A 10,757-nucleotide genomic window follows, 5' to 3' on the forward strand; every position below is an offset into this window, starting at 1 on the left:
CACGCACGTCGGCAGGGCCGCGCCGGGATCGAGCGGAGGCAGGCCCGGGACACGCGAGCGGGGATCGGTGGACCACCGCTGGACACGGCTGTCGGGCGTGGCGACGACCAGCTCGTCGGCGTCCCAGACGGCGTAGTGGGCGGGAGCGCCGGGCACGAGACTGCCCGTCACGCCGTCGTTGACCCCGGCCGCGCGGTGCCCGCCCCGGGTGTGGGCGTTGAAGGCGGCGCGCGCGGAGATCCCGGACCCCGGAGTGCGGTGGTGGACGGCGGCCCGTACCCCGCTCCACGGGTCGAGCAGCGTCACCGGGGCGTCGGATCCCAGCGCGAGGGAGACGCCCTCCGCGGCGAGCATCGAGAACGGGTTGAGCCCGGCGGCCCGGTCGGCCCCGAGCCGGGTCGCGTACATCCCGTCCGCACCTCCCCACAGGGCGTCGAACGCGGGCTGCACGGACGCGGTCACGTTCCACCGCGCCAGCGCCGTCGCCTGCTCCTGGGTGACCATCTCGACGTGGTCGAGCCGGTGCCCCGCGCTGGCGAGAGCGCGGTGCCCGACGGCCTGCTCGGCCAGCCTGAACGCCTCGACGACCTCGGTGACGGCGGCGTCGCCGATGACGTGGAAGCCGGCCTGCACCCCGGCCTCGGTGCACGCGACGACGTGGTCGGCGATCGTCCGGGCGTCGAGGTAGCGGGCGCCCGTCGTGTCGGGCCGGTCGGTGTAGGGCGCGCTCAGCGCGGCCGTGTGGGAGCCGAGGGCGCCGTCGACGAACAGGTCGCCGCCGAGACCGCGCAGGCCGAGCTCGCGGGCGAGGTCGAGCGACGACTCGTCGGCGAGCGCTCCCCAGTACGGGACCACCTCGACCTGCCCCGGTTCGGCGGCGAGCCGCAGCAGGGCGCGCAGGTCGTCCTCGCCGCAGATGTCGGGGCCCGCGCACTCGTGCACGCTCACGACACCGGCCGCCGCGGCGGCCCGGAGGAAGGCCCGCTGGGCACGCTCACGCTGCTCCGGCGTGATCGCTGCGTAGGCCGCCCGGCGGGTCGCGTGGTGCGCGGCCCGGGTCAACGGCCCGTCGGGCGAGTAGCCCTCCGCGCGCACGGCGTCCGGGATCAGGTCGAGCAACGCGCTCGACACCAGCGCCGAGTGGACGTCGACGCGGCTCAGGTACACGGGCACGCCGCCCGCGGCGTCGTCGAGCTCCGCGCGGCTCGGCAGCCGCGGGCTCGTCCAGCACGTCTCGTCCCAGCCGTGCGCGAGCAGCACCTCCCCGGGTGTGGCGGCGGCCCGCACGGCCGCCAGCAGTTCTCCCGCGTCGCGCACCCCGGTGAGGTCGAGCCCGGTGAGGTGGAGACCGGTGTTGGTCGCGTGGACGTGCGCGTCGACGAAGGCGGGCGCGACGAACGCACCGTCGAGGTCGATCACCTCCGCGTCGGGGTGCAGCGCGCGGCCGGGCCCGTCCTGCCCGACCCAGACGACGGTGCCGTCGGTGACGGCCATGGCGGTGGCATCGGGCGAGCTCGGGGTGTGGACGCGTCCGCCGACCAGGAGCGTCGTGTTGCTGCTACTCACGCCCCAGAGTCTGCCACCCTCCTCTATACGGGAGATTTTACGTTCGCGAGCTTCTATGACAGGATATTTTTCACGAGTTGTCGAGACCGAGGAGCAGAAGTGACTGCTACCCAGGAATCTGCTGACCCGTCGATCGAACTCGCGGAACAGCCCTACACCTACCGGCGCGTGGAGTTGGTGGAACCCGACTGGCGACGCTTCCCGGGCTGGCGCGACGTGACGGAGGCCGAATGGCGGGACGCGCAGTGGCAGCGCGTCCACTGCGTGCGCAACGTCAAGCAGCTCCGTGCCGTCATGGGCAACCTGCTGGAGGAGCGCTTCTACGAGGACCTCGTCGCGGACCAGCAGGAGATGGCGACGATGTCGATGCTGCTGCCGCCGCAGATGCTCAACACGATGGCGCCGCACGCCGGCACCGACCCGGCCAAGGTCACCGAGGCCTTCTACGCCGACCCGATCCGGCGGTACATGATGCCGCTGCGCGCCGACCGTGATCCGGACTGGCCCAGCCATCCCCACTCGCAGCGCGACTCGCTGCACGAGGCGGAGATGTGGGTGGTGGAGGGACTCACCCACCGCTACCCCACCAAGGTGCTGGCCGAGCTGCTGTCCACGTGCCCCCAGTACTGCGGTCACTGCACCCGCATGGACCTCGTCGGCAACTCGACTCCACTGATCGACAAGCACAAGCTGGCGCTGAAGCCGGTCGACCGGCAGGACGCGATGATCGACTACCTGAAGCGCACGCCGGGCGTGCGGGACGTGGTGGTCTCCGGCGGTGACGTGGCCAACGTGCCGTGGCACCAGCTGGAGGCGTTCCTCATGCGGGTGCTCGACATCGAGACCGTGCGCGACATCCGGCTGGCCACCAAGGCGCTCGCGGGGCTGCCGCAGCACTGGCTTCAGCCCAAGGTCGTCGAGGGACTCGCCCGCGTGGCCGGCACCGCGCGGCGCCGCGGCGTGAACCTCGCGATCCACACGCACGTCAACCACGCCCAGTCGGTCACCCCGCTGGTCGCCGAGGCCACCCGCACCGCGCTCGACGTCGGCGTGCGGGACGTGCGCAACCAGGGCGTGCTGATGCGGGGCGTCAACGCCACCTCGGCCGACCTGCTGGACCTGTGCTTCGCGCTGCAGGGCGAGGCGAACATCCTGCCGTACTACTTCTACATGTGCGACATGATCCCCAACGCCGAGCACTGGCGCCTGGCCGTGTGGGAGGCGCAGGAACTCCAGCACGCGATCATGGGCTACCTGCCGGGCTACGCGACGCCGCGCATCGTCTGCGACGTCCCGTACGTGGGCAAGCGCTGGGTGCACCAGATCGCCGAGTACGACCGCGAGCGCGGCATCTCGTACTGGACGAAGAACTACCGCACCGGCATCGAGCTCGACGACCCGGAGGCGTTGCGCCGCCGCTACCCGTACTACGACCCGGTGTCGACGCTGCCCGAGGCCGGGCAGCAGTGGTGGCGGGAGAACGGCTGAGGCCGAAATCCGCAAGATCGGTTGCGGCGACCGGGGACGGCGTTAGCATGCGGCATGCCCGCCTGGCGAAGATCACCTTCGCGCCCGCTGCCCCGGTTGCCGTGGACCACGGCGCCCCGCGCGGCGCTGTCGAGCCCGCTCACCCTCGTCGCGGCGACGATCACCGCGCTGCTGTCGTGCTTCCTCGGGATGGGCGCCGTGCTCCATGCCTCGGCCTCGGGTGGTTCGACACTCGACTACCAGTCGACGACGGTGTGTCCCGACGCCTACGGCCCGGTGATCACCAAACCGCGCGTCGAACCGGCACAGGTGCGACCCATCACCGAGGTCGTGGAGCGCCACGCCGCCGCCCACGGCTTCGGCACACCGACGGTGAGCCTCTTCAGCGGCCTCGTCCCGGGCGCGGACTTCGGCACCGGTGACGGCTACACCGTCCGGCTCGCGTACCGCGACGGTGGCACCGACCAGCTCTCCCTCGTGCGCGGCAGTGACTCCCCCGGCCTGTGGGTGGGTCGCGACCTCGCCGACTTCGCGGGCATCGAGCCGGGCAGCCGGGTCGTCAACGCCGACTGGCCCGGCGTCACGGGCATCTACGCCGATCTCCACAACCCCGCGCCGCGTGCATGGTGCTCGGTGCAGGATCTGGCGGTGCAGAACCGGCTGGTCGACCACATCGCGACCGGCTCGGTGGTGTTCGCGACCGACCGGGCGAGCTTCGACGAGGCCACCCGGCAGCATGGCGCGCTCGAACGGCTGACCATCACCTTCTCGACGCCGCCTCCGCGCACCCTGGCCGAGGCCGAGGACACGCGACGGCGCGGGGAGGCCCTGCTCGCGGACGTCCGGGAGGAGCTGCGCGCCCAGGGGCTCGGCGATGCCCTTCTGTCGCAGCCGTTCGCGCGCTCGACCGACCTCGCCCAGCAGGCGCAGGAGACGGTGACCTGGTCGCTTCTGCCCCTCACCGCGCTCGGCATCGGCGTCGGACTCGCCGGGGCGGCCACCGTGGGCCTCCAGTGGTACCACCGGCGTCATGCGCTGGTGCGGTTGCAGTCCGCTCGCGGGCACGGCTCCGTCGCCGTCGGGCTGTTGGCGGCGACCGAGCTCGGGCTCCCCGTCGTGCTCGGGGGTGTGGCCGGTGCGGTGCTGGCCCGGCTCACCGTCCCGCTGTACGCGCCACCGGGCCTGTTCGGCTCCGGTGCCGAACTGACCGGGGTGGCCGTGGCCGGAGGCATCCTGCTGGCGGTGCTCGTCCTGCTGGTCACCGTGGTGGCTCTGCGCGCCCACCGCGAGTTCGGCCTCGGGCTCACCTCACCTCGACGCGGGAGACGACTCCTGGCGTCCGTGCCGTGGGAGTTGCTCACGGCGGGCGTGGCCGTCCTGGGCTGGTCGCGACTGCCCCGGTACGGGGACGTCGCCTCCACCGCGCCCGTTCCCCGGACCGATCCGCTCGCGCTGATCTATCCCGTGGCGGTCGTGCTGACGGTCGGACTCGTGGTCGCTCGACTCGCGTGGTGGGGTCTCGGGTCGTCGCATCGCCTGCGCTGGTGGTCCCGGCCCGCGGTCCAGTGGGCGGTGCGCCGCCTCGCTCACGCCCGCGCGCCGGTGACCGGCGTGCTCGTCGTCGCCGTGCTCGCCGTCGGCACCCTCGCCGTCGGTTCCTCCATCGCCTCCGGCCAGCAGCAGGCGCTGGCGGTGAAGTCGGGAGTGTTCGTCGGAGCCGAGTCGCGTACCGACGTCGAGAACGCGGTCGGACGCGGCGACCTCGCGTTGCCGGACTCGCTGGCACGGTCGAGCACGGTCTTCGGCACCTTCGACACGGGCGACGTGGGCACCGTGCTCGTGATCGACCCCGAGACCTTCGCGGAGGCCGCGTTCGTCGAGCACCTGCCGCGCGAGGACGTGGACCGGATGCTCGCCGCCCTGCGTTCACCTCCCGACGACACCGTGCCCGCGATCCGGATCGGTGGCGCCGCCGAGACCGCGACCACCGCTCTGGGTGAGCTCCGCGCGGTCGGCGCCATCGACGTGGCCCCGGTTCTCGGGGCACAGCAGGGTTACCTCGTGCCGCGCACGGCACTCGACGCGCAGCGCATCGACCAGGTACCGCAGTGGGCGGTGCTGTCGACGCTGTCCGTCGAGGCCGTCGGCGCCGCCCTGCGCGACGCGGGCGTCGTGCACATGAACGCGGCGGATCGCGACACCGCACTCGACGCCCTCCCGTTCTACGTCGTCGAGTGGACGTTCTCGTTCGTCACGCTGCTCGGCGCGACGCTCGGGGTGGCCGCCGCCCTCTCGCTGCTGATCGCGGTGGAGGTACGGCGGCGACAGAACACGCTGGCCGGTGCCCTGGCGATGCGGATGGGCCTGCGCAGTCGCTCGCTGTGGGCGAGTCACGCCACCGAGCTCGGCGTGGTGGCGTTCTCGGCGATCGCCGTCGGGCTGGTCTGTGGCCTCACGGTCGCAGCCGGGTCGATCCAGCGGTTCGATCCGGCACGGTGGCTTCCACCGGCGTCCGGGCTGACCGGCCTCACGCCGTTCGTCGTGACGGTCGTCGTGGCCGGGCTGGGCGTGACGGCCGTGGCGTGCTGGATCGCGGTGCGTTCGGTGCGCACCGCCCGAGTCGCGGAGTTGTTGCGTGACTGACGTGCCGATGTACGAGCTGGACACGGTCGACGTGGAGTACGCCGTGCCGTCCACCAGCGAACGCGTGACCGGACTGCGCGACGTCAGCCTCACGATCCCCTCGTCGGGGCTGACCGTCCTCGCCGGACCGTCGGGCTCCGGGAAGTCCACTTTGCTCCGCGTCCTGTCCCTGTTCCAGACCCCCACGCGGGGAACGCTCAGGTTCCGGGGAGCCGCGGTGGCGCAGTCCTCACGGCGACGTCGGGCGCTGCGCCGGGAGTCGATCGGCCTGGTGTTCCAGAACCCGTCGGACAACCTGGTGCCGCACCTGTCCGTGTCGGACAACCTGCACGCCGCCGCCCAGTCGGCGAACCGCCGGTGCGATCCCGCCGCGCTGCTCGAACGGCTGGGCCTGGACGGCACCGGCACGTCGCGGATCGCGGCGCTGTCCGGCGGCCAGCAACAGCGCCTGGCGTTCGCCTGCACGCTCGCCCGGGGCACCCCGGTGGTGCTGGCGGACGAGCCGACCTCCCAGCTCGACGACCGCTCCGCGAGCCACGTGCTCGACGCGATCGACGTGCTGCGTGCCGACGGCGTGGCCGTGGTCGTCGCCTCGCACGACGAACGACTGATCGAGCGCGGGTCCCGCGTGGTGAGGATCCGGTCGGGAGAGATCGTGGCCGAGAACGAGGGACGGGAGGTCGCGCGATGACGGTCGAACACGTCGAGGCCGAGGTGACGCCGCCACCGAAGGAAGCCCCGGCCCTGGCGGCCCGCGGGCTGTGGCGTCGCTTCGGCCGGGGCAACACGGAGGTCGAGATCCTCAAGGGGGTGGATCTGCACGCCGAGGCGGGCGAGATCATCACCATCACGGGCCGATCGGGTTCGGGCAAGACCACGCTGCTCGCGTTGCTGTCGGGCTTCGACATCCCCGACGAGGGCACGGTCACCTTCCGCGGCGAGCCGGCGGGCGAGGTGCCGTGGTCGGTGTGCGCGGTCCTGCCGCAGGCGCTGGGACTCGCGGAAGAGCTGACCTGCGCCGAGAACGTCGCGCTGCCGCTGCGCCTGGGACCCCGCCCGGCCGCCGCGGTGGAGGCCGTCGTATCGGACGTGCTCGGCGAGCTCGGGGTGGCCGAACTCGCCGACCGCTACCCCGCCGAGCTGTCCTTCGGTCAGCAGCAGCGGGTCGCGCTCGCGCGCGCCGTGGCTCCCCGTCCCGCGGTGTTGCTGGCGGACGAGCCGACGGCACACCTCGACCCGGCATCCACCGAGGTGGTGCTGACGCTGTTGCGGCGCGTGGCCGACGAGGGGACCGCCGTCGTCGCCGTCACCCACGACCCGGCCGTACGCGACGTCGCCGACTGCCGGTGGGAACTCGACGGCGGCGTGCTCGTCTCCGGCTAGTCCCGCCGTCCGATCCGGACATCGTGCCCGCACCCACGGCGGCGGTTCGACGTGGTCCTTCTCCCCACGCTCGACATCAGAAGTGGTCGAGCAAGCGACCGAAGCGCTCCACCGTGAGCAGGCGATCGACGGCGAGATCGAGCTCCGCGTGTTCCAGCACCCACGTGTTGTCGTTGGGCACGTACACCGCCCCCAGTCCGGCGGCCAGCGCGGGCAGGATGTCCGAGCTCGGCGAGTTGCCCACCATCCACGTCGTCGCAGGGTCGAGTTCGTGGCGCTCGACGATGCGCGTGTACGTGCCGGTCTCCTTCTCGGGCACCACGTGCACCGCGTGGAAATGCGGGCGCAGTCCCGAGACGTCGAGCTTGCGCCACTGGTCGTCGGTGTCGCCCTTCGTCACCAGCACCAGCGGATACCGCTGCCCGAGCGCCTCCAGGGTCTCACTCACCTCGGGGATCGACTCGATACGACAGTCCAGGACGGCCTCCGCCAGCCGTCGCAGGTGCTCACCTTCGCCAGGGGTCGCCGCGCGCCCGTGGATCCGTTCCAGGCAGTCGCCGAGACTGCGGAGGAACACCGCGGCGCCGTAGCCGTAGCGCGCGGAGTTGGCTCGCTCGACCTCGCCCAGGAGTCGGCGGATCGCTGCCGCGTCGAGTCCGGGCCGCTCCTGCCATCCGCAGAAGTCGTCGCTGGCCCGCTCGAACACGACGTTGCACTCCCACAGAGTGTCGTCGGCGTCGAACAGGAGTGCGGAGCACGGGCTGGACACGCTTCCCCCAGGAAACGAGATCGGGCACGACCACTGGATGCTGGCACACGGGCGCGGGAGGCGGACACTCCTTTTCGCGTAGAATGATCTCTCGTGCGCAGGTCTCGGTGGGTGCTCGGCGCGTTGGCGCTCGCTGCCGTCGCGGTGCTGGTCGCCGTCTTCGTCCTCACCGGCCCCGGTTCCGACACCCAGGACGACCGCCCCGGACCTCCCGGAACGGGCCCCCTCACCGTCGTATCGCTGGGCGACAGCACCATCTCCGGGGAGGGCGCGGGCGACTACACGCGCGACACCGACGGCAAGGACGGCAACTGGTGCCACCGCTCCCGGCATGCCCTGGTGCACCAGATCGAGCTGAGGGGTGTCGTCGAGTCGGTCAACCTCGCGTGCTCCGGCGCGCCGTCGGGGCACGTCGCACTCGGCGACGTCAAGCAGTACACCGAGCCGTCCCAGGCCGGTCAGCTGCGTGACCTGCTCGACGACCACCGGGTGGCCGCCGTGGTCGTCGCGATCGGGGCGAACGACGAGCCGCACTTCTCCCGGCTGATCTCCCAGTGCTTCACCTCCTGGTTCCTCCAGCAGGACTCGCCGTGCAGCGCGCAGATCAAGCAGGACTGGCAGCAGCGGCTGGACGCCATGGTGCCCAAGGTCGTGGCCGCGTTGAACGACGTCAAGCAGGTGCTGAAGGACGCGGGATACGAGCGGTCGGACTACGAGATCGTCCTGCAGTCGTACGCCTCCCCGATCGGGCCCGGTATCCCCGAGAACTGGCGCAACCTCAACGGCTGCCCGTTCCGCGCGGACGACCTGGAGTGGGTGGCCGAGACCGGGGCGATCGAACTGTCCGAGGCCCTGCAGGGCGCGGCCAGGCAGGCGGACGTGCGCTTCCTCGACCTCTCGCGGGCCGGGACGGGCCACGAGGCCTGCCGTGGCGGGGACGACGCCTCGACGGAGTGGTTCACCCGGTTCACGGTGCGCTGGGAGGACCTCGAGGACGTCGACCGCGCGAACCACGCGATCCAGGAGTCGTTCCACCCGAACGCCGCGGGCCACAAGGAGGTGGCGCGGTGCCTGAGCGAGTTCCTCGCCACCAACGACCGGGAGGCCGCGTGCCTCGAAGGTGCCGACGGTCGGCTCCACGCCGCGCCCTCGGCGCAGACACTCGCAGGGAACTGACGCGGCCGACCCGACTCGCGGGACACCACGGCGACGCGGTCAGAGGTCGAGGGCGGCCCGCAACGCACCGTCGATCTGTTCCTGCACCTCGCCGTCGACCTCGGCGACACACTCGCGAAGCCACGGCCGGTACAGCCGGGTGACGTTGACGGTGGAGACCCAGTAGTGGCCGTCGACCGCGACGCCGAGGATGTCGTGGGGATCGCGGTCGAGCAGCTCCGTTCCCAGGAGCCAGGGCCGCTCGGATTCGTTGATGCCGTCGGAGGACAGCAGCAGCATCCGGCGAGCGCGGGCTTGTTCGGAGGGCGGGTGGTAGGTCCAGACCTCACCCCTGCGCACGCAGGTCCTCCAACGCGGCCACCAGCTCGGCTTCGTCGCGCAGCGCCGCCTGCTCGGCAGCCTGCCGGGACCCGGCCGGGTCGGACACGCGGAAGCCCGTCCGCACGACCTCACGGCGTGCCGCCTTGGACAGCCAGGCCGACAGCGAGACACCGTGCGCCTTGGCTGCCTGCTCGGCGAACGCCAGCACACCGTCGTCCAGCGACACCGTCACCTTCCGCGTAGCCATGGCGACATGGTACCGCCTGCCCACCCGGTCGGGGGAGGCTCGGAACGCTCACAGCGTGGGTGATCGGCCCTCGAACGGCGTCGACAGCACGACCGTGGTGCGGGTGGACACCTTGGCCGCCTCCCGGATGCGCCGCAGCAGGTCCTCCAGCGCCAGCGGCGAGGCCACCCGCACCAGCAGCACGTAGGACTCGTCGCCGGCCACCGAGTAGCAGGACTCGATCTCGGAGATGTGTTCGAGCCGCTGCGGGTAGTCGTCCGGAGCCGCCGGGTCGTTCGGCGTCAGCGAGATCAGAGCCGTCAGCGGCAGCCCGATCTGCTCCCCGTCGAGCCGGGCGGTGTAACCGCGGATGACTCCCCGCTGCTCCAACCTCCGGACCCGCTGGTGCACCGCGGACACCGACAACCCGACCCGCTCGGCCAGATCGGTGAAACTGCGGCGGCCGTCGGCCGCCAGCTCCCGCACGATCGCGCGGTCGAGCGGCTCCAGTCCCGCGGCCGTCATGCGGGCAACACGACGAGCTCGTGCGGCCGCGTGTTGAGCGGCTCCACCCCGTCGGCGGTGACCACGACGATGTCCTCGATGCGCGCGCCCCACTGCCCGGCCCGGTACACACCGGGTTCGACGCTGAACGCCATGCCGGGCTGCAACGGCAGGTCGTTGCCGCTCATGATGTAGGGCTCCTCGTGCACGTCGAGGCCGATGCCGTGTCCGGTGCGATGGATGAACAGCTCACCCAGCCCGGCCTCGGTCAGCAGGTCCCGCGCCGCGGCGTCCACCTCGTGCGCCGTGGCACCGGGCCGCACCGCCCGGACGGCCGCCTCCTGGGCACGCTGCAGCACCGCGTACGCCTCGGCGATCTCGGCCGCGGGTTCCCCGACCGCGTACGTGCGGGTCGAGTCGGAGTTGTAGCCCTCCGGGATGGGGCCGCCGATGTCCACCACGACGACGTCCCCGGCCTCGATGACCCGGTCCGACACGTCGTGGTGCGGGCTCGCGCCGTTCGGCCCGGAACCGACGATCACGAAGTCGGCGTGCGTGTGGCCCTCGGCGACGATGGCCTCGGTGATGTCGGCGCCCACCTCGGCCTCCGTGCGGCCCGGCCGCAGCCACTCGCCCATGCGCGCGTGCACGCGGTCGATGGCCTCGGCGGCACGGCGCAGA

11 protein-coding genes are annotated in these 10,757 nt (G+C 72.1%); 5 read left to right on the plus strand and 6 right to left on the minus strand.

Features of this window, described 5'->3' with window-relative positions; genetic code table 11:
- Positions 1 to 1,566: amidohydrolase (locus SACAZDRAFT_RS03930; protein WP_005438910.1), on the minus strand; the 1,566-nt coding region annotated here is incomplete at its 3' end.
- 99 nt (positions 1,567 to 1,665) lie between these two features.
- Between SACAZDRAFT_RS03930 and SACAZDRAFT_RS03935 the strand changes: the two genes are divergently transcribed.
- From SACAZDRAFT_RS03935 to SACAZDRAFT_RS03950, 4 genes are read left to right on the plus strand one after another with little or no spacing between them, the layout of a single operon-like run.
- Positions 1,666 to 3,054 carry a KamA family radical SAM protein gene (locus SACAZDRAFT_RS03935; protein WP_005438912.1) on the plus strand — a complete coding sequence of 463 codons (1,389 nt, stop codon included), beginning with the start codon at positions 1,666 to 1,668 and terminating at the stop codon, positions 3,052 to 3,054.
- 54 nt (positions 3,055 to 3,108) lie between these two features.
- Positions 3,109 to 5,697 carry a hypothetical protein gene (locus SACAZDRAFT_RS03940; RefSeq protein ID WP_005438914.1) on the plus strand — a complete coding sequence of 863 codons (2,589 nt, stop codon included), beginning with the start codon at positions 3,109 to 3,111 and terminating at the stop codon, positions 5,695 to 5,697.
- On the plus strand, positions 5,690 to 6,388 hold the full coding sequence (locus SACAZDRAFT_RS03945) for an ABC transporter ATP-binding protein (RefSeq protein WP_005438916.1): 699 nt from the start codon (positions 5,690 to 5,692) through the stop codon (positions 6,386 to 6,388). Before SACAZDRAFT_RS03940 ends, SACAZDRAFT_RS03945 begins: the two co-directional genes overlap by 8 nt.
- Positions 6,385 to 7,080, plus strand: coding sequence for an ABC transporter ATP-binding protein (locus SACAZDRAFT_RS03950; RefSeq protein ID WP_005438918.1), 696 nt, complete (start codon positions 6,385 to 6,387; stop codon positions 7,078 to 7,080). Before SACAZDRAFT_RS03945 ends, SACAZDRAFT_RS03950 begins: the two co-directional genes overlap by 4 nt.
- Before the next feature lie 76 nt (positions 7,081 to 7,156).
- Here SACAZDRAFT_RS03950 and SACAZDRAFT_RS03955 read toward each other — a convergent pair whose 3' ends face one another.
- The gene (locus SACAZDRAFT_RS03955; RefSeq protein WP_005438920.1) at positions 7,157 to 7,849 is read right to left on the minus strand and encodes an HAD family hydrolase; all 693 of its coding nucleotides are present in this window, start codon (positions 7,847 to 7,849) and stop codon (positions 7,157 to 7,159) included.
- Between the two features lie 111 nt (positions 7,850 to 7,960).
- Between SACAZDRAFT_RS03955 and SACAZDRAFT_RS03960 the strand changes: the two genes are divergently transcribed.
- On the plus strand, positions 7,961 to 9,025 hold the full coding sequence (locus tag SACAZDRAFT_RS03960; RefSeq protein WP_005438922.1) for a GDSL-type esterase/lipase family protein: 1,065 nt from the start codon (positions 7,961 to 7,963) through the stop codon (positions 9,023 to 9,025).
- 39 nt (positions 9,026 to 9,064) lie between these two features.
- Here SACAZDRAFT_RS03960 and SACAZDRAFT_RS03965 read toward each other — a convergent pair whose 3' ends face one another.
- The 4 genes from SACAZDRAFT_RS03965 to SACAZDRAFT_RS03980 all read right to left on the minus strand — a co-directional run.
- Positions 9,065 to 9,364, minus strand: a complete 300-nt coding sequence (locus SACAZDRAFT_RS03965) for a hypothetical protein (protein ID WP_005438924.1) — start codon at positions 9,362 to 9,364, stop codon at positions 9,065 to 9,067.
- Positions 9,351 to 9,593, minus strand: a complete 243-nt coding sequence (locus tag SACAZDRAFT_RS03970; RefSeq protein ID WP_005438926.1) for a hypothetical protein — start codon at positions 9,591 to 9,593, stop codon at positions 9,351 to 9,353. The genes SACAZDRAFT_RS03965 and SACAZDRAFT_RS03970 overlap by 14 nt, the downstream gene beginning before the upstream one ends.
- 48 nt (positions 9,594 to 9,641) lie before the next feature.
- A complete protein-coding gene (locus SACAZDRAFT_RS03975; protein ID WP_005438928.1) occupies positions 9,642 to 10,097 on the minus strand; it encodes an Lrp/AsnC family transcriptional regulator in 456 nt (151 codons plus the stop codon).
- A partial coding sequence (locus tag SACAZDRAFT_RS03980; RefSeq protein WP_005438930.1) for a M24 family metallopeptidase occupies positions 10,094 to 10,757 on the minus strand: 664 nt, incomplete at its 5' end. The genes SACAZDRAFT_RS03975 and SACAZDRAFT_RS03980, both read right to left, overlap by 4 nt.

The organism is Saccharomonospora azurea NA-128 (assembly GCF_000231055.2).
GTDB classification, from domain to species: Bacteria; Actinomycetota; Actinomycetes; order Mycobacteriales; family Pseudonocardiaceae; genus Saccharomonospora; species Saccharomonospora azurea.